This window comes from Paludisphaera rhizosphaerae, assembly GCF_011065895.1.
Lineage (GTDB): Bacteria > Planctomycetota > Planctomycetia > Isosphaerales > Isosphaeraceae > Paludisphaera > Paludisphaera rhizosphaerae.
In genome coordinates this window covers 101,831-124,350 of sequence record NZ_JAALCR010000020.1, presented here as the reverse complement: position 1 = coordinate 124,350, position 22,520 = coordinate 101,831, and the positions used below count along the sequence as shown (strand labels likewise).

Annotated in this window: 16 protein-coding genes; 12 read left to right on the top strand and 4 right to left on the bottom strand. The window is 65.9% G+C overall.

Annotated elements, in window-relative coordinates:
- Window positions 1-295: 295 nt before the first annotated feature.
- The 3 genes from G5C50_RS23305 (at window position 296) to G5C50_RS23295 (ending at window position 7,278) form a co-directional block, all read left to right on the top strand.
- Window positions 296-4,459 carry a ThuA domain-containing protein gene (locus G5C50_RS23305; RefSeq protein WP_165073363.1) on the top strand — a complete coding sequence of 1,388 codons (4,164 nt, stop codon included), beginning with the start codon at window positions 296-298 and terminating at the stop codon, window positions 4,457-4,459.
- Between the two features lie 717 nt (window positions 4,460-5,176).
- The gene (locus tag G5C50_RS23300) at window positions 5,177-5,860 is read left to right on the top strand and encodes a hypothetical protein (RefSeq protein ID WP_165073362.1); all 684 of its coding nucleotides are present in this window, start codon (window positions 5,177-5,179) and stop codon (window positions 5,858-5,860) included.
- 149 nt (window positions 5,861-6,009) lie between these two features.
- Window positions 6,010-7,278, top strand: a complete 1,269-nt coding sequence (locus G5C50_RS23295; RefSeq protein WP_240907327.1) for an ester cyclase — start codon at window positions 6,010-6,012, stop codon at window positions 7,276-7,278.
- Between the two features lie 61 nt (window positions 7,279-7,339).
- On the opposite strand, the gene G5C50_RS23290 is transcribed toward G5C50_RS23295, so the two are convergent.
- Window positions 7,340-7,714: a hypothetical protein gene (locus G5C50_RS23290; protein WP_165073360.1), complete on the bottom strand. Its 375-nt coding sequence runs from the start codon at window positions 7,712-7,714 to the stop codon at window positions 7,340-7,342.
- A gap of 196 nt (window positions 7,715-7,910) precedes the next feature.
- On the opposite strand from G5C50_RS23290, the gene G5C50_RS23285 reads away from it, so the two are divergent.
- From G5C50_RS23285 to G5C50_RS23260, 6 genes are all read left to right on the top strand, one after another.
- The gene (locus G5C50_RS23285) at window positions 7,911-8,864 is read left to right on the top strand and encodes a sugar phosphate isomerase/epimerase family protein (RefSeq protein WP_206107823.1); all 954 of its coding nucleotides are present in this window, start codon (window positions 7,911-7,913) and stop codon (window positions 8,862-8,864) included.
- A gap of 22 nt (window positions 8,865-8,886) precedes the next feature.
- A complete protein-coding gene (locus G5C50_RS23280; RefSeq protein ID WP_206107822.1) occupies window positions 8,887-9,762 on the top strand; it encodes an alpha/beta hydrolase in 876 nt (291 codons plus the stop codon).
- 126 nt (window positions 9,763-9,888) lie between these two features.
- Window positions 9,889-10,773, top strand: coding sequence for an inositol oxygenase family protein (locus G5C50_RS23275; RefSeq protein ID WP_165073359.1), 885 nt, complete (start codon window positions 9,889-9,891; stop codon window positions 10,771-10,773).
- 18 nt (window positions 10,774-10,791) lie between these two features.
- Window positions 10,792-11,094 carry a hypothetical protein gene (locus G5C50_RS23270; protein ID WP_165073358.1) on the top strand — a complete coding sequence of 101 codons (303 nt, stop codon included), beginning with the start codon at window positions 10,792-10,794 and terminating at the stop codon, window positions 11,092-11,094.
- Window positions 11,091-11,192 carry a translocated intimin receptor Tir gene (locus tag G5C50_RS33310; RefSeq protein ID WP_165073357.1) on the top strand — a complete coding sequence of 34 codons (102 nt, stop codon included), beginning with the start codon at window positions 11,091-11,093 and terminating at the stop codon, window positions 11,190-11,192. The genes G5C50_RS23270 and G5C50_RS33310 overlap by 4 nt, the downstream gene beginning before the upstream one ends.
- Before the next feature lie 4 nt (window positions 11,193-11,196).
- Window positions 11,197-12,495: an EamA family transporter gene (locus G5C50_RS23260; protein WP_165073356.1), complete on the top strand. Its 1,299-nt coding sequence runs from the start codon at window positions 11,197-11,199 to the stop codon at window positions 12,493-12,495.
- A 12-nt stretch (window positions 12,496-12,507) separates the two neighbouring features.
- Here G5C50_RS23260 and G5C50_RS23255 read toward each other — a convergent pair whose 3' ends face one another.
- On the bottom strand, window positions 12,508-13,125 hold the full coding sequence (locus G5C50_RS23255) for an FMN-binding negative transcriptional regulator (protein WP_165073355.1): 618 nt from the start codon (window positions 13,123-13,125) through the stop codon (window positions 12,508-12,510).
- 266 nt (window positions 13,126-13,391) lie between these two features.
- On the opposite strand from G5C50_RS23255, the gene G5C50_RS23250 reads away from it, so the two are divergent.
- Together G5C50_RS23250 and G5C50_RS23245 are read left to right on the top strand one after the other, a co-directional pair.
- Window positions 13,392-13,874 carry an Lrp/AsnC family transcriptional regulator gene (locus G5C50_RS23250; RefSeq protein ID WP_165073354.1) on the top strand — a complete coding sequence of 161 codons (483 nt, stop codon included), beginning with the start codon at window positions 13,392-13,394 and terminating at the stop codon, window positions 13,872-13,874.
- Window positions 13,864-14,829, top strand: a complete 966-nt coding sequence (locus G5C50_RS23245) for an EamA family transporter (RefSeq protein WP_165073353.1) — start codon at window positions 13,864-13,866, stop codon at window positions 14,827-14,829. Before G5C50_RS23250 ends, G5C50_RS23245 begins: the two co-directional genes overlap by 11 nt.
- A gap of 13 nt (window positions 14,830-14,842) precedes the next feature.
- On the opposite strand, the gene G5C50_RS23240 is transcribed toward G5C50_RS23245, so the two are convergent.
- Complete coding sequence (locus G5C50_RS23240) at window positions 14,843-16,309, bottom strand: DUF1501 domain-containing protein (protein ID WP_165073352.1); 1,467 nt, start codon at window positions 16,307-16,309, stop codon at window positions 14,843-14,845.
- A gap of 23 nt (window positions 16,310-16,332) precedes the next feature.
- The gene (locus G5C50_RS23235; RefSeq protein ID WP_165073351.1) at window positions 16,333-18,195 is read right to left on the bottom strand and encodes a PSD1 and planctomycete cytochrome C domain-containing protein; all 1,863 of its coding nucleotides are present in this window, start codon (window positions 18,193-18,195) and stop codon (window positions 16,333-16,335) included.
- A gap of 1,171 nt (window positions 18,196-19,366) precedes the next feature.
- On the opposite strand from G5C50_RS23235, the gene G5C50_RS23230 reads away from it, so the two are divergent.
- Window positions 19,367-22,495: a right-handed parallel beta-helix repeat-containing protein gene (locus G5C50_RS23230; protein WP_165073350.1), complete on the top strand. Its 3,129-nt coding sequence runs from the start codon at window positions 19,367-19,369 to the stop codon at window positions 22,493-22,495.
- The last annotated feature ends 25 nt before the right edge of the window (window positions 22,496-22,520 follow it).

The window sequence follows — 22,520 nt, the reverse complement described above, 5'->3', positions numbered from 1 at the left end:
CGGAAGGAACTTCTAATGGTTTCGGGGGGGATGAACGGGATGCTAGCATCGTGGGACGCGGATTCTGACGGGCGTTCGAAGAAATGAACCCGTGATTACTCAATCCCTCAAACCCGTGTCGCGGGAAGTCGACATCATCGATTCCTGTCATCGTTCGTCGCTCCAGAAAGACACGGAGACGCATTACGTCGATGGATTTCGGCGCATTCCGGGGGCTGCTAAAATCGCAGCGTGTCGCGGGCGTCACGCGTCGAGTCGCGTCGAACCGTTTCCGCGGAGCGAGGAGGAAGTTCCCATGACGCGCCAGTTGTGCACACGGCCGGCGACCGGGCTCCTGACGAAGGCCGGGCTTCTTGCCGTCCTGGCGGTCTGCCTGGCGGCCCAGACGAAGCCTTCCCGGGCCGACGTGGAACCCTGGGCCGATCCGAACCTCCCGGTCAAGCAAGGCCTTCGCCTCTGGCTCGACGCCAGCCGCCGTCCACCGGGCGGCGCGGCCTCGCCCAACGCCCCAATGGAATCCTGGCCCGACGCCTCCGGCGAGCGTCGCGACTTCGCCCAGCCGAGGCCGACAGCCCGGCCTCGGCTCATCCAGGCCTCGGGCCGATCGTTCGTGCGGTTCGACGGCGTCGACGACTGCTTCGAGGCGAAGGGAATCCCCGGCGACGTCCGCGCGGCCACCGTCTTCGTCGTGACGGCGCCAGCCTCGAACCTGGGCATGTTCCGCGGATTCCTGGCCGGGGCGGAGAACGGCAAGAACGACTACACGTCGGGCCTGAACGTCGACCTGGGTCCAGCCGCCTCGACGCGGTTCGACACGTTGAATATTGAAGGCCACGGATTCCAGGGCTTCGCCAACGTCCTCGAATCGCCCCGCGAGTTCGGCGAATTCCTGACGCTCGCGGTCCGGATCGGCGTCGGGCCGGACGGGGCGTGGATCTCGCCGGCCGTCGACGACCTCCCCCAACGCCCCCGCCCGCGCAAGCTCGAACCGATGCGGCTCGACCGGATAACCCTCGGCGCGCGACTCTACAGCAATGAGGCGAGGCCCCCGTACGTCCAGGGCTTCCTCCACGGCGACGTCGCCGAGGTCCTCTTCTACGACCGGGCCCTGACCGACGCCGAGGCCGCCGCCGTTCGAGGCTACCTCGACGCCAAGCACCGCGGCCTCACCGACGTATTGAAGACAGTCCCCACGACAAGCGGCCATCGCCTGGAGACCGTGAAGAACCCGCCCCTGTTCCAGATGCTCGTCCCGGGCTTCGACGTCTATGAGCTTCCCCTCGACCTGAAGAACGTCAACAACCTCAAGCGCCGGCCCGATGGCAAGCTCTTCGCCGTTTGCTACGACGGCACGATCCACGTCCTCTCCGACACCGACGGAGACGGGTTGGAGGATCGGGCCGACCTCTTCTGGGACGGTCGCGGCTCGATCGTCTCGCCGCTCGACGCGGCCCTGACGCCGCCGGGGTACAAGCTGGGCTCGGGCCTGTTCATCCCCTGCAAGGGGAAGTGCGTGCTGATCGTGGACGTCAACGGCGACGACCGGGCCGACCGCGAGATCGTCGTGGCGAAGGGCTGGCCGGAGTTGATCCACAGCGTCGATGCGATGGGTGTCGCGCTCGGGCCGGACGGGTCGATCTATGTCGGCACGGGCTGTCAGAACTTCACCAACGCCTACCTGATCGACGCTCAGGGGAAGGCGCATTACGACGTGAAGAGCGAGCGCGGGACGATCCTGAAGGTCGCTCCCGACTTCCAGAGTCGCGAGATCGTCGCCACGGGCATCCGCTTCCCCGTCGGCCTGGAATTCAACGCCGAGGGAGACCTCTTCGCCACCGATCAGGAAGGGGCGACCTGGCTCCCCAACGGCAACCCGTTCGACGAACTCCTGCACATCCGGCCCGGCCGTCATTACGGCTTCCCCCCGCGACACGCGAAGCACCTTCCCGACGTGATCGACGAGCCCTCGACGTTCGACTACACCCCGCAGCACCAGTCGACCTGCGGCCTGACCTTCAACGGCGTCGGCGGCGAACCCCGGTTCGGTCCCGAGTGGTGGGCGGGCGACGCCCTCGTCGCCGGCTACTCGCGAGGCAAGCTCTATCGCACCCACTTGACCAAGGTCCGCGGCGAGTACGCGGCGAAGACCGAACTGATCGCCTCGGCGGGGATGCTGCTGGTCGACGCCTGCGTCGGGGCCGACGGCTCCCTCGTGGTCGCCGCCCACAGCGGCGCGCCCGACTGGGGGAGCGGCCCCGAAGGGAAAGGCAAGCTGTTCAAGGTCCGCTACGCGGGCTCCAACCTGCCGCGGCCTTCGCTCGCGTGGTCGAACGGGCCTCGCGAGGTCCGCATCGCCTTTGACCGGCCCCTCGACCCGGCCACACTCCACGACCTGGCGAAGGGCGCGAAGATCGAATACGGCCGCGCCGTCGGTCCGGCGGATCGCTTCGAGACGCTCCGTCCCGGCTATGCGGTGGTCGCCATGCAACTCGCCGCCCCCCGCGAAACGTTGGCCGTCCGAGGCGTCAGTCTGTCCCCCGACCGTCAGACGCTCATCCTTTCCACCGACTCGCAATGGGCGGCGGTCCCCTACGCAGTCACGCTCCCCGGCCTTGGCCGAACCACGTCGCCGGTAAGAACGAGCGGTAAGGCCGTATCGCTCGCCCAGCGAGCCGAAACGGATCTCGCCTTCAGCCTGTCGGGGGTTGAGGCCCGCTGGGAGTCGGCCGATCACCGACTCAAGGCGGTCGCCTGGCTGCCGCATCTCGACCTGGCCGCGGCGCGAGGCCAGACCTTCGCCAGCCCCGAGCACCAACGCTTCTGGGCCTACTCCGCCACCGTGGGCGAGATCTCGCTCCGGACCCAACTGCGGCTCAAGGATCTGCTCCGCCCCGCCGTCCAGCCGGGATCGACCGTCGACTCCGTCCTCCCCGTGGAGAAGCCCGTGCTGTCGTTCCAAGGTCCCCACCGACTTCGCGTCGAGGCCCCCGGCGCGAAGGTCGAGACCAAGGAGATCCCCAACGGCCGCGTCGAGGTAACACTGACCTTCGACGCCGTCTCCGAAGCTCCGATCCCATTCGCGATCACCTGCCCGACGGGTTTCGGCGGCGAGCTTGAATTCAGCTTCCGGACCAACGAGGACGCCCGAGAACGGCTGTTGCCGCCGGGCCGGATGCTGCTGCCGTGGGCGAGCGTGGGCGACGAGTCCTCTGCGCCGGCGGCTGCCGAACCGACGTTCCCTCCTGAATATGCGGGGGGCGACTGGCGGAAGGGCCGCGAGGTCTTCTTCGGAGCCGCGGCCCAATGCTCCAGGTGCCACACGATCCGCGGCGAAGGCGGCAAGATCGGCCCCGATCTGTCGAACCTCGTCGAGCGTGATTTCGAGTCGGTCCTGCGCGACGTTTCGCAGCCCAGCGCGGCGATCAACCCCGATTACATCGCCTACCAGATCGCCCTGAACGACGGCCGCAGTCTGGCCGGCTCGGTCCGCACCGAGGACAACCGCCTGCGCGTCGGCCTGACGACGGGCGAGGAGATCGTCCTGTCGCGGTCGGACGTGGAGGAGATGAAGCCGACGGGGATCTCGACGATGCCCGAGGGGCTCCCCGCCGCGATCGGCCCGGCGAACTTCAAGCACCTGATGGCGTTCCTCCTCCAGAAGCCCCCGGCCCCCGCGCCGATCCACCGCGACGACGCCCCGCCGCCCCGTACCCGGGCCGAGTGGGAGGCCGCGACGAAGGGTCGCAAGGCCCCGGCCGACGGCGCCGCCAAGCCGCTCCGCATCACGCTGGCCGCCGGCGTCAAGGACCACGGGATCGACGAGCACGACTATCCCCTGTGGCTCGACCGCTGGTCCAAACTGCTGGGAACCTCCCCCGGCGTCACGGTCCGCGAGGTCAAGGATGGGGACGGGTTGGAATTCGCCGACGACTCCGACGTGATTGTCTGGAACTCCATGAACGCGAGGTGGTCCGACGACCGCGCGGCGAAGTTGCGGGCTTATCTCGACCGCGGCGGCGGGCTGGTCGTCATCCACTTCGCGGTCAACGGGGGGAAGTCGCCGGACGCCCTCGCCGACCTGATCGGCCTGGCCTGGGGACCGGGCGCCAAGTATCGCCACGGGGCCCTCGACCTGACCTTCACCGACCCGAAGTCGCCGATCACGGAGGGCCTGCCGACGAAGTTCCACCTGGTCGACGAGAGCTACTGGAACCTCCGCGGCGACACGTCGCGAATCGAGGTCCTCGCCACCGGCCCCGAGGAAGACGCCGCCCGGCCCCTGATGTGGACGCGACGCCAGGGCAAGGGCCGGGTCTTCGTCTCGATCCCCGGCCACTACACCTGGACCTACGACGACCCGCTCTTCCGCCTCATCCACCTTCGGGCCCTCTCCTGGGCGGCCGACCAGCCGATCGACCGGCTGATCGACCTGGCCGTCGAAGGGGCTCGCCTGGAGTGATCCAGCGGGTCGGTTCGGCCTCCGAATTGGGTTCGTTCGCGCCAGCCGTCGAGCGGGTCGGTTCGACGGAAGTGCATTCCTCGTGGTCGGTTGAACGCAGAAAACGGATCTCGGAATCGGGTTCGATCGGCGATTTCTCGATCGCCGCTCACGCTTTTGCGCCCGAGATCGGCCGGGGAAGGCGCCGCCGCGGGCCCAGCCGCGGCACGCCTTCGCGAACGGCTTCGAATCGGGTTCGTTCGCCGCCGCGGAGGCACCTCCCGATCGTGGGAAAACCGTTGCGGCCATAGCCTTTACGATCCCTTCCACGTTGGCTTCGATTGACGCGAATCACATTCCCGCATCGGAGAAAAGCGCCTTCGCGACGATCCTATCAGTCCGGCCGCAGTGGGGATCGCGCAACAAGGTCGCTCTATCGATATGTGTGCAACCGAGACCGAATTTCTGTTCCCGGCCAGATCAGAAACCCGCCCTGCTCTCGCCCAGAAAATCAGCACAATCACCACAGCCGCCGCCGTCGGCGCTGAGCTCAGGCCGGGGATCGCACGTGTGGGTGGGGCGTCGGTCAGATGGTCGATCCGCAGTCCGCGAACCGCCGCGATGGATGCAGTCCGCAATAACACCCACGACGCGACGAACATCTCCCGGTAAGATCGCCCGGGCTGCGGATTAGCCCCGAACGGCAGTCGGCTGCGGCGATCCCTCGTGGAGGATGAGATGCGAAGACGAAGACGCCTTCTGATCGCGACGATGCTGGCCCTGCCCATCAGCCTGGCCCTGGCGGGCGACGACGACCGCTTCGACCTGAAGGTCCGCGAGGAAATCTTCGCCGGGTTTCGGGGAGACGAGAAATCCATGGCTCGCGGCCTGGACGCTTGCGAAGCGGCCCTGAAACAGAAACCCGACTACGCCAAGGCCCTGGTCTGGCGAGGAGCCGCGAGAACCTTCCAGGGAGGTCAGGCTTTCCGCAGGAAGGATCGCGAGGAGGGGCTTAAGCTCTGGCAAACAGGACTGGCCGACATGGATCGCGCCGTGGCCCTCGAACCGAAGGACGTCGGTGTGCGGATCCCCCGCGCCGTGGTGCTACTCCCCGCGTCGCGGAGCATGCAGGCCGAGACGAAGGGGGAGATGCTCGCCAAGGCCGCGGGGGACCTGGAGGTCGTCTACGAGTCCCAGAAAGACCGTTTCGACAAGATCGGGACCCATCCCCTGGGTGAGTTGCGTATGGGTCTGGCCGAGGCCTACATGGGCCTGGGCCGCAAGGACGACGCCGTCGCGCAGCTTGAGGCGGCCCGCGACGGCCTCACAGGCACCAAGTACGCCGCTGAAGCCGCGACATGGCTCAACCCTCCACCGGGCTTCGCGTTCCAGCACCAGTGCATCGGTTGCCACTCGCGCTAAACGCGGGGGGCCGACCGCCCTGGATCGCAGCGTGAGACTGTACTCTTAAGTACTAATTAGGGAGAATGCGACAACCGGCGGAAGATCTCCTCTCGAGGCTGCTGGGCCCCGCTCGACCGATCCGGGAACATATGCCAATGGAGGCCGACGTGAGCGACGCGAATCGCAACCTGTCGCGGCGATGGTTCGAAGAGGTCTGGAACGAGCGACGTGCGGAGGTTGTGGACGAGTTGCTCCATGAGGAGGGGCTCGGCCACATGGAGTCCGGCGACTTCGTGGGCCGCAAGCCCTTCAAGCAGGTTCGGGATTTGTTCCTCACCGCATTCCCGGACCTGAAGTTCGAGATCGAGGACACGGTCGCCGCCGGCGACGACGTGGTGGTTCGCTGGACCGTTTCCGGCACCCACACCGGCGATGGTCTGGGCGTCCCCCCCTGCAACAAGTCGATCGCCGCGCGGGGGATGACCTGGCACCGATTCAAGGACGGTCAGATGACCGAGGGCTGGGACTCCTGGAACCAGGGGGCCCTCATGCAACACCTCCATGAGCAGCACCAGGCCGCGGCTGCCCTCGCCTCGAAGAACGCCGGCGGGCCGTCGGCCCCCGGCGAGCGAAGTCCCGTGGAGTTGCTGCGCGAGGCCCTCGAAAAGCTCGAACGGGGCGAGCCGACCGGCCCACTGCGACCGAGCAACGGCCCGCCGACCGTCCCGGCGGAGATCCTGTTGGCGAGTCTCGCGAATCGCGAGAAGTCGAAGCGATGGTTCGAGGAAGTATGGAACGAACGGCGGGCCGATACCATCGACGAATTGCTTTGCGAGACCTCCGTCGGTCACATGGAAGGCGGGGACGTCGTCGGCTGCGAGCCCTTCAAACGGGTCCGCGACTCGTTCCTCGAGGCCATTCCGGATCTCAGAGTTCAGATCGAGGACACCCTCGCCCAAGGCGACGATGTGGTGGTGCGCTGGACGATCTCCGGCACGCACACCGGCGACGGCCTGGGCGTCCCTCCGTCCCACGAGCCGATCTTCGCTCGCGGCACGAGTTGGCTCCGCTTCAAGGACGGCGTCATGGTCGAGGGCTGGGACACCTGGAACCAGGGGGCCCTCATGCAGCACATCCAGGAGCCCGAGGGGCCATCGCCAGAGGGGCCATCGCCAGAGGTACTCGAAGCCAAGCGGGCGTTCTCAGACCGCCTGGCGCAGATCCGCGAAGACCTCTTCGGCGAGCGCGGCGGCCCGGAACTCGCCCGCCGATTGGGGATCCCCGTCCGCTCCTGGTACGACTACGAAACCGGAGTCCGCATCCCCAGCGACGTCCTCCTGGCCTTCCTTGACGAGACGGGCGCCGAGCCGCACTGGCTCCGCACCGGCGAGGGCCCACGCTACCGGAGCGACCGAAAGCAGGAATCCCGTTCGTGACGAGGCCCGACCGGTCCGATCGAGTCAGAGAGAGCGGGACGTCGTTGCCCGACGCGGCTCCTCAATCCCAAAGCAGGGGCGGCGGCGAAGCGAATCGACTTGCGCTCTTCGCGTAGTATTCCGCCGATTCCGGGATTCGGCGGGCGAGTTCCTGGTAGACCCGCGTCGCCTGTTTCCAGTCGCCGGCCTGCTCCAGATCGAGCGCGTACCGCTCGACCATCTCCACCAGATCGTCGGACGTCGATCCATCGAGGAAGCGCCGCCAGCCCAGCTCGCGATGGACCGGCCATTCCTTGAGGATGACGACCAGGACGGCCAATGGCCCGATCAGAAGCGGCAAGAACACCCAAACCCGCGAGTATCCAGCCTTCTTCACAAGTTGAATCCAGGCTGCAGCGATGATGGCGAACAGCGGAACGAAAACGAAAGCCGCCATGAATTCCATCCCCTCCCCTCTCTTCCGATCCAAAGCCTCCAGCAGGAGCTTCCACGATATCACCCACTCCGAAGAATTCGACGTGATTTCATTCGGATCGTCCGAATTCGAGAGGGGCGGCCCGTGGCGAAGGTTGCAACCGCAGACGTAAGCTGGACCCCAGCGACAGAACCTCCCCTGGACGGTGAGCTCCACCATGACGACGCCTCAGCTTCGACGACGGGATTTCCTCCGATTGCTCGCCTGCACAACCTGCCTGCCAGGGCTGGCGCGGGGGGCTGAGGCTTCATTATCCCGCAAGATGACCATCGACCTCGTCTGCGGCAACCTCGGCGTGAAAGCCGACCTGTCGCAGGCCGTGGACCTGGCCCACCAGCACGGCTTCGAGTCCATCGGCGCCGACGCGGTGCAGCTTGCAAAGCTTTCGTCCGACCAACTCTCAACGCTGCTGGCCAAGCTCAAGGCGAACGACCTGACCTGGGGAGCCGCGGGATTGCCCGTCGATTTCCGGGGCGGGGACGAGGATTTCCGCAAGGGGATGTCGGAGCTTCCCGAGCAGGCCGCAGCCCTGCAACGGGCCGGCGTAACGCGCGTCGGGACGTGGATCGCGCCGGGGTCGGATCGGCTGACCTACGTCGCCAACTTCCGACGCCACGCCGAGCGCCTGCGCGAGGTCGCGAAGGTGCTCGGCGATCACGGCGTCCGCCTCGGTCTTGAGTACGTGGGGCCGAAGACGGCGTGGACGTCCTCGCGTTTCCCGTTCCTCCATACGATGGCCGAGATGCGCGACCTGATCGCCGAGATCGGCCGCGAGAACGTCGGCCTGGTCCTCGATTCGTGGCACTGGTACACGGCCGGCGAAACGGTCGACGACCTCAAAGGGCTGACGGCGAAGGACGTGGTCGCCTGCGACCTCAACGACGCCCCGCGCTCGGTGCCGCTCGACCAGCAGCGCGACGGCGTCCGTGAACTCCCCTGCTCCACGGGGGTCATCGACGCCAAGGGGTTCCTCTCGGCGCTCGCCGCCATCGGTTACGACGGCCCCGTCCGCGCCGAGCCGTTCAACGCCACCCTCCGCACGATGCCCGCCGATGCCGCCGTGGCGACGACCGCCCGGGCCATGAAGCGGGCCTTCGCCCAGATCGGATGACCTCGCCCACAGGAACATCTCCATGTCCATGATCCTCGCGGTCCTGCTGACCATCCGCGTGCTGGCCGCCCAGACCAAGGAGCCTGAAGTCGTTCCCCTCTGGCCGGCCGGAGCGCCGGGATTCGAGGCGCGTCGAGGCGAGCCCGAACAGGCCAAGGACTACTGGGTCAAGAGCATCCACAACCCCTCGCTCACCGTCTTCCTGCCGCCGAAGGAGAAGGCCACCGGCGCGGCCGTGGTGATCTGCCCCGGCGGCGGCCACCGGCTGCTCGTCTACAACGCCGAGGGGATTGACGCAGCAAAACGGCTCAACGAGGCCGGAGTGGCGGCGTTCGTGCTGAAGTATCGACTCGGGCGTGAAGAGGGCTCGCCGTACAAGATCGAGGAGCACGCGCGCGAAGACGGCCTTCGCGCGATACGACTCGTCCGCAGTCAGGCCTCGGAATGGGGCATCGATCCGGCGCGGGTGGGGATCATGGGTTTTTCGGCCGGCGGCGAGGTTGCGTCGATGGTCGCCTTCGGTCCTAACGGCGGCGACTCCGATGCCAAGGACCCGATCGATCGCCTGAGCGCCCGGCCCGACTTTCTGGTCCAGGTCTATCCCGGACCGCTCGGCTGTCCGGAGACCGTCCCCAAGGACGCGCCGCCGGCCTTCCTGATCGTCGCCGACGACGACAAAGGAGCAGCCAAGGTGATCGCCAAGTTGTTTCAGGCGTATCGCGACGCCGGCGCGTCGGTGGAGGCCCACGTCTTCGCTCACGGCGGCCACGGCTTCAATCTCGGCCGCCGCTCCAAGCTGGCCTCGATCAAGAACTGGCCCGTTCGCCTCGACGAATGGCTATCCGACCAGGGTTTGCTCTCCCCCGCGAAGCCGGCCGCGGCTGCTGCCGCGAAGTGAGAGCCGTTTCAAGGTGACGCGATCCTCGGGTCGATTCTACAATGGGTCGATCAGGGTCGTGCGAAACCCTCATATCCGATCGCCCGTCCGTCGCTGAACCTCCGGTTTTGCAGGAGTCGTCCCAACATGTCCAAGTCGATCGCAGACGCGCAGCAGCAGAGTCCCCTGGCCGACCTGGACGACTGGGAGTCGGCGCACGTCACCGACGAGGCCGACGCGCCGCTCACCCGCGAGGGCAAGAAGGAGTCTGAGTTCCGCGACTACCGCAAGAACGTCCGGGCCGGCGTCCGGGAGTTCTACAAGCTCCAGCACACCAACCAGACGCTCGACTTCGTGCTCGCCAAGAAGCGCGAGTACTTGCCGCGTCAGCGCAAGGTGATGGGCGTCTGGGAGGCGATGGAGTTCCTCAACACGCTGGTCGACGACAGCGACCCGGATACGGATCTCTCCCAGATCGAGCACCTGATGCAGACGGCCGAGGCCATCCGCGCCGACGGCCATCCCCGCTGGTTCATCCTCACCGGGCTCGTCCACGATCTGGGGAAGATCCTCTGCCTCTTCGGCGAGCCCCAGTGGGCGGTCGTCGGCGACACGTTCCCCGTTGGCTGCGCCTACTCTGAGGAGATCGTTTTCCCCGAGTTCTTCGCCGACAACCCGGATTCGAAGGTCGCCGAATATCAGACGCCCTGCGGCATCTACCGGGAAGGCTGCGGCCTGGACGAGGTCCATCTCTCGTGGGGCCACGACGAGTACCTTTACAACGTCGTGAAGGACTACCTCCCCGAGGAAGGTCTGGCGATGATCCGGTACCACTCGTTCTACGCCTGGCACCGCGCCGGGGCGTACACGCACCTGACGAACGAGAAGGACCGTCGCCTGCTGGAGTGGGTCCGCAAGTTCAACCCGTACGACCTGTACTCCAAGGGCCACACCAAGCCCGACGTCAAGGCCCTGACGCCTTACTACCAGGAGTTGATCGCCGAGTACTTCCCGGCGCAGCTCGCCTGGTGAGTCGATCCCGGAGGCTCCATGACCGACGAAGAATCCCCGTCCTCGACGGCCGCCGTCACTACAGAGGAGACGGCGGCGGAACCCAAATTGCCCTGGTACGTTCAGGCCTGGCTCGCGCTCCCGCTCGTCCTCGTTGTCGTGGGCGGAGGGATCGGCGGTGGATGTGGGGCCGGCGCCTGGGTCGTCAACCAGAAGGTCTATCGAGCGACGCGCAACCCGATTCTCCGCTATGTCTGGACCGGGCTCATCTCCATCGCCGCTGCCGCCCTCTACTTCATCCTGGCGTCCTTCGTCCTTACGATCATAGGTGTCTGGTCGTGAAGATCTCGAACGCGAAGGCCGTATTCAGCGACGTTCAATTCTGGATCCCGGTCGTCGTGCTGGCCGGCGGGCTGGCGCTCCTCTCCATGCTGAAGTGAAACTATGACGATTCAGTCCCCGGAAGTCGAAGTGCGCGCGCCGAGGTCGTTGCACGGCGTGGGCGTGACCAGCGGGCTGGCCGCCGGGGCCTGGTTGGGAGCGGCGGAGGCTCCGACGAAGCTCGTCGCCGCGGGGCTCACGCCGTTCATCGTCTCGCTGGGGATGGTCGCCGGAGTGTTCGTCGCCCGTTGGACAGTCCCCGTCATGCTGCGGGGGACGCACTCGCTGGCGAGCGACCTGAAGGCCAGGCCCCACCTGATCGTCTGGGCGATCCTCGCGGGGATGCTCTGGGCGGTGGCCAACACGCTGACGGTCTTCGCAATCCGCGACGTCGGCCTCTCCATCGCCTTTCCGCTCTGGAATACCAACAGCCTGATCGGCCTGTTCTGGGGCTGGCTGCTGTTCAACGAGCTTCGCGGGTCGGAGACGAAGGACTGGGCCAAGGTTCTCGGCGGCGCCGGCGCGATCGTCATCGGCGCATGCCTGCTGGCCTACGCGACGCAGCATTCCAGCGCCACCATCGCCGAGGGTGCCCGGACGCGCGGGATCCTCGCGGCGTTGGGGGCGGGCGTTCTCTGGGGGACGATGTATATCCCCTATCGTAAGGCCTACATCAGCGGCATGAACCCGCTCTCGTTCGTCACCGTGTTCACGGTCGGCGAATTGGGGACGACCCTGCCTCTCGCCCTGATCTACCAGGGAGGCGTGGGCGGCCTTCAAACCGAGTTGAGCCGCGCGATGCCGTCGCTTTTCTGGCTGTTTCTGGGCGGGTTCTGCTGGGTTCTGGGCGACCTCTTCCAGCAGTACGCGGCGAAGTACATCGGCATTGGCCGGGGGATCCCGCTCTCGAACACGAACCAGCTTTGGGGCCTGGCGTGGGGTGCCCTCGTCTTCGGCGAGTTGGCCGCGTTGAGCACCGAGGCTCGCATGCTGGTCGTCGGCGGCTCGCTGGTCATGATCGCCGGGGCCGTCGCGATCGGCCTGGCCGAAGCGCCGGCTTCCGAGCAGGCCTCATGGCGGCTCGCGATGGAACGCGAATGCCGCCGCTACGGTCTGGACCCCGTTGAGGTCGCCGCCGCGGTGGGTGGGGAAGAAGCGACTGAAACCGCATCGGGGCGTCGTCCCTGGTGGGAGTTCCTGATCGTGGCCGGGGCGCTGGCGATTTTCGTATGGCTCGGACTGAATGCCTCGAGCCCGGCGATCGCCATGGATTATCACTGGATGGCCGTGCTCTCGGCGTTCTCGCTGGTCTTCCTCGCGGTCGGCGGGATGGTGCTTTGGAGACGCACTCGCTTCTCGTGAGGCGTTGGGCTTTCAACCTTCCAATGATTCCCGCATCAGCCGGGCGATCTCCTGCGAGTCCTTGTCGGCCCGAACCTCCAGGGCTCCGACGACCTTGCGCCGGCGCTCCTCGGGATGGTTCTGGTTGAGCTTCCACTTCCCCTCGATGCGGCTGATCTCGATTCGGAAGCCGACGATCGCCTTGAGCATGCCCTCGATCGCGGGGTGCGACTCGTCGAACGTCCAGGGTTTAGGCCGGGGCGATTCGTAGGCGAGGACCGAGCGTCGGAGGATGTCCAGCAGGCCCTCGCGGTCCTCGACGATCTCGAACGTCCCGTAGGCGTGAACGGCGACGTAGTTCCAGGTCGGGACGGTTCCTTCCGCCTCGTACCAGGAGGGCGAGACGTAGACGTGCGGCCCGGCGAACACGGCCATGGCCTCGCCCGAGACGCCCCGCCACTGGCGGTTGGCCCTGGCCATGTGCCCGAACAGCCGGCCGTGCGGCCCGACCTCGGCGTCGAGGAGCAGCGGCAGGTGCGAGGCCGTCAGCCCCTCCTCCCCCTGCGTGACCAGCGTGGCGAAGCTGTTCTCCCGCATGAATGCGCGGAGCTTCGTCGGGTCGGACTCGCGAAACGTGGCTGGTACGTACATCGGACAGGGCCTTGAAATAAGGATTCACGTCCCGGGGCGGGCTCGCTCGGAGTAACCGGACATCTCAGCGCCACGTTCGGTTCGCCCGCCTTTCGGGGCTTCCGCGAACCTGAAATCACTCCGATTAGTCTAGCAAACGCGAACGATCATCCCACGGAACAAAGATTCGGCGAATGATGTTCGGCGGAATCGTGCAAATCAAGAACCTCGGCGTTGACAGAAATGCTTCCGTCGGTCAGAATTCTCAGATCCGAGGACCTAGCCGAATGATCGACGACATCGACCGCCAAATTCTGAATTATCTTCAGACCGAAGCCCGGATCACCAATGCAGAACTCGCCCGAAGAGTGGGAATGGTGCCCTCCGGGGTACTGGAGCGGGTGAAGAAGCTGGAGGAGCGCGGGCTCCTGCGCGGGTATGAGGCGCGGGTCGATGCGCGGAAGCTCGGGTATGGGCTCGTGGCGTTCACGTTCGTGAAGTCGGACGACCCGGTGGGGGGGGTGGCGTCGGCCCAGGTGCTGGCGGCGATCCCCGAGGTGCAGGAGGTCCACCACATCGCGGGGGAGGACTGCTACCTCATCAAGATCCGGACGTCGGACGTTGAGGCGTTGGGCAAGCTGCTGCGGGAGAAGATCGGCGTCATTCCCTCGATCCGGTCGACGCGAACGACCATCGTCATGGAGACGCTGAAGGAAACGGCGACGGTCCCGATCCCGGGAACGTCCGAGGGACAGGGTGATGCGATTTGAACGTCGGACGTGGCTGCTCATCGCGGCCTTTGCGATCGTGTACATGGTCTGGGGATCGACCTACCTGGCGATCCGGATCGGCCTGAAGACGCTCCCGCCTCTGCTCATGGCGGGGTCGCGTTTCCTGGTCGCCGGCTCGATCCTCTGCGGCCTGTCGCTGGCCCGAGGCTCGGCTTTCCCGTCGGCGGGGCAGTGGCGACGGGCCGCGGTGGGCGGCGTCCTGATGCTGGCCGTCGGCAACGGCTGCGTCACCTGGGCGGAGCAGTTCGTCCCGTCGAGCATCACGGCGCTGCTGATCGCGTCCGAGCCGTTGTGGCTCGTGCTGACCTCCTGGGCCTTCTTCGGGGGCCAACGTCCCGGGGCGAGGATCACGGCGGGATTGGCCATCGGGCTTGCGGGCGTCGGCGCGTTGGTCTTGCCGGGGGGCGGCGAGGGCGACGCCGGCGGGATGATGCTGATCGGCTCGCTGGCGATCATCCTGGCCGCCTTCTCCTGGGCCGTCGGTTCGCTTTACCTCCGCGAGGCGGCCTTGCCGGACTCGACGGCGCTCTCGACGGGCATGCAGATGCTGGCCGGCGGCGCGACCCTGGTCACGCTCGGCCTGCTTCGCGGCGAGGCCCAGACCTTTCACGCGGCCAACGTCTCGGCAGCCTCGGCGGCGGCCTGGGTTTATCTGATCGTCTTCGGCTCGCTGCTCGGCTACACGGCCTACGGCTGGCTCATCACGGCAACGTCCCCGGCGCGGCTGGGAACCTACGCCTACGTCAACCCGGTGGTCGCCGTTCTCCTGGGCAGCCTGGTGGAGCACGAGCCGATCACGGCCGCCGCCTGGACGGCCATGATCGTCATCCTTGCGTCGGTCGGCCTGGTCACGACGGGAGAAATGGAGGAGGACGAGCAGCCCGAAGAGGCCGAGTCGCTGGTCTTTCCGACACCCCTGGGCGAACAGGCGTAACGACGCGGGGCGGTCAGGCGAAGAGGTCGCGGACCGCCTTGCCCTTGCCGTCCTCGGTGGCGTAGAAGGGCCGCTTCTCGATGTCGAAGGCCGTCTTGGGGGAGATCCCCATGGCGGTCAGGATCGTGGCGTGGAGGTCGGTGACCGTCACGGGATCCTTGAACGCGAAGCAGGGACGCTCAGGGGCGGTGGCCCCGTGGACGTACCCTCGCTTCATGCCGCCGCCGAAGAGGACCACGGAGCTTCCGCCGGTGAAATGCCGGTGGAGGCCGTAGTGGATCGGCTTCTCCATCACCTCGGCCTTGGCCCGCGACTGGTCCCTGGCCGTGCTGCCGGGGACGCCCTCGATCATCATGTCGCGGCTGAACTCGCTGGCGAGGACGATCAGCGTGCGGTCAAGCAGGCCGCGCGCCTCCAGGTCCAGGACGAGTTGGGCGATCGGCCGGTCGATCTCCGACTTCAGCCGAGCATAGGTCGCGTGGCCGTTCTCATGAGTGTCCCAGTGCAGGAACGGGACGTACTCGGTTGTCACCTCGATGAACCGGGCGCCAGCCTCGGCGAGCCGACGGGCCAGCAGGCAGCCCAGGCCGAACCGCCCCGTGTTGTACCGATCGTACGAGTCCTTGGGCTCGAGCGCCAGGTCGAAGGCCCGGCGGTCGGGCGAGTTGAGCAGGCGGTCAGCGTTCTCGATGGCGCGGAGCATCGATTCCTGCTGATACTCCGATCCGGCGCTCCCCATCGGGCTCTGCTTGACCAGTTCGCGAAAGCGGCGGTAGCGGGACGAGAACCGCTCGGCGTCCATCCCCTTGGGGGGACGGACGGACTCGACGGCCTGGTCAGGATGGGGGAGCAAGAACGGGCCGTACTCCGTGCCAAGGAAACCGGCGGTGTGGAAGGCCTTTAGCTCTTCCTTCTCCCCATTCCCCTCCAGACGCTGGCCGACGTCGATGAACGCCGGGATCGCTGGATTGCGAGGACCGAGCACCCTGGCCATCCACGCCCCGATGTGAGGCGCGGCCACCGTCTGCGGCGGGACGTATCCCGTGTGCCAGTGATATTGGTGACGGGAGTGGAGGATGTTGCCGAGGTCGGGCTGAACGTGCGACCGGATCAGGGTCGCGCGGTCCATCACCTGGGCGACATGCTCCAGCCCTTGCGAGATCTGGACGCCGTCAAGGCTCGTGTCGATCGCCGGGAAGGTGCTGAGGATCTTGTCGGACGCCAGCCCAACCTCGAAGGGGGCGTACCGCTTGGGGTCGAAGGTCTCGGGAGCCGCCATCCCGCCCCCCATCCAGAGGAGGATGCAGCAGTCGGCGGTCGGCTCGGGATGCTTGATCGGCTCGCCGGCTTCGTCGGCCCGGACCAGCCGGGGCTCGCCGGCGGCCATCGCGGCGAGCGAGGCGGCGGCCATGCTCGCCATGAAGCTGCGGCGGTCGAGATCCGAGTGGATCGCGCGGAGAGAGTCGTCGCGTCGGGTCATGAGAGAACTCCTGGCTCGTCGGCTCACCGGATCAACTGAAACTCGGGCAGCATGAAGAGGGTCCACAGCAGGTCGGCGAGCCCCTCGTCCGTCATTTCCGTCCCGAGGATCGCCCGCGCCTCGGTGCGTTCGATGTCGGTCGGTCGTCGGCTCAGCGCAGCGCGGTAGAGCCAGTCAACGAGTGAGTCGGCGTCGGGGAACGCCCCGGTCGCTCGGATCGACCGTGCCCCCCGGGTCAGCAGGTCGGCGAACGTCTGGCCGTTGGTCAGGTCGAGCGCCTGCAAGGTGCTGAGATCCTCGGGACGGGTGGAGACCACCTGTTCGCGGTTGGGGCGGCCCAGCGACCGCATCAGCGGGTCCGAGACCACCAGCGCGGCGCGGATGGGCTCGAAGCCTCGCTCCACCTTGGCGGTCATCTTCGGCGGGGCGGTGTCGGTGATCCGCCAGATCGCGTCGATGAATTGCTCCGCGGTCATCCGGCGAGCCGTCGGCCCCCGGAAGACGTAGGAAGACCCCGATTCCTCCGCAACCTCTTCTACGCACTTCGAGGCGTAGATGTGCGATGTCGCGATCAGTTCGAGGGTCCGCTTCAGGTCGTAGTCGTGCTCGACGAGGTCGGAGGCGAGGAAGTCGATCAGGTCGGCGCTCCAGGGTTTGTTCCCCATCACGTCGACCGGGTGGACGATCCCCCTCCCCATCAGCCGGTGCCACAGGCGGTTGACGATCGTCCTCGCGAACAGGCCGTCTTCGGGAGTGATCAGCAGGTCGGCGAGCCGCCGTAAACGCTCGTTCCGAGGTTGCGCGGGATCGATCGAGCCCAGGTCGGGGAACAGGAACTTGACCTGGGATTTGACCCCCGTCGGCTTGTCGCAGCGATAGACGTCCAGCGGCGAATCCGCGATGACGGCCGCCAGCCCGTAGGTGTCTTCCAGCTTCCAGGAGTCGATGAAGCTGTCGTGGCAAGAGGCGCACTTGAGGTTCAGGCCGAGGAAAACCTGGCCGACGTTCTGGGCGAACTGGAGTTCCGGCACCTGGCTGGCATTCACAACCCCGCGCCACTTGATCCCCTTGATGAACCCCTCGGAGTCGGGAGTGGGGCTGATGAGTTCGTGGACGAATTTGTCGTAGGGCTTGTTCTCTCGGAGCGAGCGATAGAGCCAGGCGGTGATCGCCTTGCGACCGCCGTCGATGTAGCCGGTCCCCTCGTAGTCGTTGCGGAGCAGGTCGTTCCAGAAGGTCAGCCAGTGCTCGGCGTACTTCTGGCCGTCGTCGAGGAGATCCCGGACGAGCCGCTCGCGAGCGTTGGGCGACGCTCCCACGAGGAAGGCGTCGAGTTCCGCCGGAGTCGGCGTCAGGCCGACGAGGTCGAGCCACACCCGACGGGCGAAGGCCGCATCGTCCAGCGCGGTGGGCGGGGAGACCTTGCGACCAGCGAAGTAAGCGTCGACGATACGGTCGATCGGATTGGTCCGGCCGTTGACCGCCGGCGGCAGTTCCGGCTTCCGAGGCTTGATCGGCAGGCCAGCGCCGGACTTGGCGAACGAGAAGCCCTCCTGCCAGACCAGGCCGCCGTCGATCCAGCGACGCAGGGTCGCCGTTTGCTTTTCCGAGAGGGGCGGCCCCTTGGGAGGCATCCTCAACTCGGGGTCCTTCTCCAGAACCCGGCTCATGAGTTCGCTCTCGCCGCTCTTGCCCGGCACGACGACCTTCGACTTGATCAGGGTCTCCCGCGTATCCATCGAGAGGTCGCCCTTGGCCTTGCCATTGGCATGGCACGAGGCGCAACGCTCACGCAGCAGGGGGAGGACCTCGTGGGCGAAATCAACAGGCTCATCCACCGTCGCGAGGTTGGACGCGGCGAGCAGGATCAGGGCAGCGCTGAGCATCGAGGCCTGGTTCCTGGTGGGATTGAGGAGAGAGGTATCGGACTCGGGAAACCATGCACACACGAGCCAAGGAGACAGGCCAAGAACCCCGGGACGGCCCCTGGAGGGAAGTAGGCCCAAATCCTTGGTCGCCGAGCGCCGGATTCCGCTTCACGACTCCAGTGAATCCGACGGCCTTCAGGGAATCCAGTGCGGATGTCCCAACGACGCTAGTTTACCCCGACTTCGACGGATTCGCGATGATCTCCCCAATCAGGTCGGTCCACGCGAGGTTCCAAAGCCAGGATCGTTGACCGATCGCGAACCGCACCAAGTCGCCGCGGGACAAGCCGACCTGCGGCGCCACACCGACAAACGCCGGGCCTGGCGCCCCGAAATCCTGTCCGGGGAAATCCCCGCCTTTATGCGGACCGGCCCATCCGGAGTAGAAAATCGAGCCGCCGCCGACAGGCTGCGGCGGCTCGCCGCTTGATGCTCACGAAAGACCAGAACGTGTCACAACATGTTGTTTTGCTGAACCCTAACCGTGGAATCGCCCTACCACGGGCGTCGAGTTCTTCGACGATGTCGAGGTCCAGAACGCCGCCTGAATCAAATCCCGCACACAACTCACGCACACAACCTTTGACGACAGCCTGGCCAACTCGCAAATCACGTCCTAAGTTTCCAAGGCCAGATGACTCAATTCGGCTTCAATGGCAACTGAATACCGGCAACACAAACCAATCACTACACACAAAACCACTTGGGATCAGATCGAGCGCCGAGTCCATATTAATACGCACCAAACGGCTTTGCCGCAGAGGGACAAGGCTTGCGCCAGAGCATAGCCAGCTCTTGAACCACCCCACACGCATGCCTGCCTGACACCGACGATTGCTTCACTGAGCACTGCTCGGCGCTATTCAATTACTCATTAATTTCGACCCCTTAGGACCTCGCCAAGACTGCTGTGATGCAGCAATTGCTAGCCGCGCGGCCTTGCGCACATATCCAAGTTGTGAAAAATCAGGATATCCTTGAGTAATCACCCTGCTACCGCTTAATCTCGACGCCACACCAAATCAAAGCCGTCAGTGGCATCAGTGGACGCACCCGATTTCGGATGCTTGTATCGCTGCACGCGCTCGCCGCATCGACAGAGACTCCAACAATCCACGAGGGCGTCACCATGCTGTTTGGGCATCGCATCCGCTTGCTGCGACCTCGAATCTCGCGAACTCGTCGGGTCTCGCCGGGCGTCGGTTTGGTCGAGGCTCTTGAGGAACGCCGATTGCTCACGACTTACTACTTCGATTCGGTGGCGGGGAACGATCGAAATAACGGGACGACGGCCCCCTGGAAGTCTCTCGACAAGTTCAACGCGACGACATTCCACGCGGGCGATACGGTCCTCTTCAAGGCGGGAGAGGCCTGGTCCGGCCAGTTGAAGCCCCGAGGTACGGGAACCAGCGACGCCTGGATCACGGTCGGCATGTACGGCGATGGCGCGAAACCTCTGTTTCTAGGAGTCGACCGCCAGGCCACGCTCTTCTACAGCAGCGATCAGTGGAACGGCATGATGCAGTACTGGTCGTTTCAGGATCTGGCGTTTCGGGGGGGCGGCTGCGCCGTGGAGATCCTCAACGGAAGCGCGACCGAGATGCGTGGCGTGCGCCTCGAGCGATTGGACATCTCGCAGATGGGGACGATGGGCTTCACCAATCAAACCAACGGCGCCATCTGGGTGTTTGGTTGGGCCGGACCGATAAGCGACGTGACGATTGCAGATAATACGATCACGGACGTCGGAGGCGAAGGCATCTGGGTTCAGGGCGCGAACAATTCCACGAGTCCGCTCAGCACGGGCGTTTCGGTCACGGGAAACTACATCGACCGGTCCGCCTTCGGCGCCATCGAGGTCGATTACTCGGTCAACCCCTACATCGGCCGCAACACGATTTACAACGTCGGAGCGAATGGCCCCGAGGGAGAAGCTCCCGAGGTTATCTACATAGGCCTATTCCTCCTCATGTGCAACGGCGGAACCATCGAATACAACGAGGTGGCCTACACCGCGGCTTCGAAGAACGGCGATTCGCAGGCGTTCGATCTCGACAACGGCTGCTCCGGCACGTTTTATTTCCAGTACAACTATTCCCACGACAACGCCGGCGGCTTCATGGAGACGACCTACACTTCTCTCCTGGGCGCGCCGGGCGACCTCTGCGTGGTACGATACAACATCAGCCGGAACGACGGCATTGGCATGAGTCCATCGGAAGGGGCAGGGCTCTTCCGCATCATGGGCAAGAATCTCCTTGTTTACAACAATACATTCTACAACGAATTCGAGGCGCTCAATATACAGATGTGGTGGTGGTGGGGCTCGCCCGTCGACCTTAACGTCAAGTTCTACAACAACATTTTTCTTAGCCCATTCGGCACGATAAGTCAGATCAACACGCAAGGGGCACAATCCAACCCCTTCTTTTTCGACCACAACCTCTTCACTGGGACGGCGGCCCCTCCCGGAGCGAGCAATTCGATTCTCGCTGACCCGATCCTGGCTCTCCCGGGCCAGAGTTGGGACGGATTGGACATCGTCGGCTCCTTCTATCAACCCGGGACGGGGTCTCCGGCCGTCGGGGCGGGCGTGCCCATCGCGAACAACGGCGGCCAAGACATCCGGGGCAATCCAATCAACGCAGCGCCTACCCTCGGCGCGATCGAAACGACCGGCCCGTCGATCGCGATTCCACCCACGGCGATCGTGGCCGCCACGGGGAAGACCGCGAGTCTCTCGACTCTCGGGGGCTCCGCGTACGGTGAACCGAGCCTGACCTACACCTGGTCGATCACGGCCCTCCCGGCCCAGGAGACGCCGAAGCCGACATTCTCCGCGAACGGGACTAACGCAGCCAAGAACTCCGTCGTCACCTTCTACCAGACGGGAAACTATCGCTTCCTTCTCACCATCCAAGACGTGAGCGGCCGCACCGTCGTCAAAGCGCTGGACGTGACGGTCGGGCAGGTGCTGACGAAGGTGGTGGTAGCCACAATCCCCGGGCCGGTGGTCCAGGGGCAGACCGCCCAACTGACGGCGACTGCGTTCGACCAGTTCGACGTTGGGATGACCTCCCAGCCGGCCTTCGACTGGACGGCCTCCGTGGGTGCGGTCGACGCCTCCGGCTTATTCACGGCGACCGTCGTCGGCCCTGTCATCGTCACCGCCTCGGTGGGATCGCTCACCGCGTCGACGTCCTTCTCCGTCGTCGCCCCGCCCACAGCGGTCGGGAGTCCGGCTGCGACTTACGCTGGGGGCGACGCGATCACGCAAGGCGGCTGGATCGGGGCCTACGGGGCCGACGGCTACGACGTCGCCGGCACCTCGCCGTCCCTCCCCTCGTACGCCGCCGTCTCCATGTCCGGCCAGTCGAACTACACCTGGGCCTCCAGCACCTCCGACCCGCGGGCCCTGCAGAAGGCCGACGGCTCAGACGGCGTCGCCGCCGCCTGGTACTCCGGCTCCGACTTCACGATCGACGTCGACCTGACCGACGGACAGACCCACCGCGTCAGCCTCTACATGGCCGACTGGGACAGCTCCATACGCTCGCAGCGAATCGACGTCCTGGACGCCGCCACCGGCGCCCTCCTCGACAGCCGGACCGTCTCGTCGTTCCACGACGGCCTCTACCTCCAGTGGAACGTCAGCGGCCACGTCCTGTTCCGCGTCGTCCGCCTCGGCGCCGCCAACGCCGTCGTCCAGGGACTCTTCTTCGACTCCGCTCCTGCGTCGGCGACTTACGCAGGGAGCGACGCGATCACGCAAGGCGGCTGGATCGGGGCCTACGGGGCCGACGGCTACGACGTCGCCGGCACCTCGCCGTCCCTCCCCTCATACGCCGCCGTCTCCATGTCCGGCCAGTCGGACTACACCTGGGCCTCCAGCACCTCCGACCCGCGGGCCCTGCAGAAGGCCGACGGCTCAGACGGCGTCGCCGCCGCCTGGTACTCCGGCTCCGACTTCACGATCGACGTCGACCTGACCGACGGACAGACCCACCGCGTCAGCCTCTACATGGCCGACTGGGACAGCTCCATACGCTCGCAGCGAATCGACGTCCTGGACGCCGCCACCGGCGCCCTCCTCGACAGCCGGACCGTCTCGTCGTTCCACGACGGCCTCTACCTCCAGTGGAACGTCAGCGGCCACGTCCTGTTCCGCGTCGTCCGCCTCGGCGCCGCCAACGCCGTCGTCCAGGGACTCTTCTTCGACTCCGCTCCAGGCAGTTCCACGACCGCCTCAGGATACTGAGCCCTATTGGAAACGATGTGTCCGT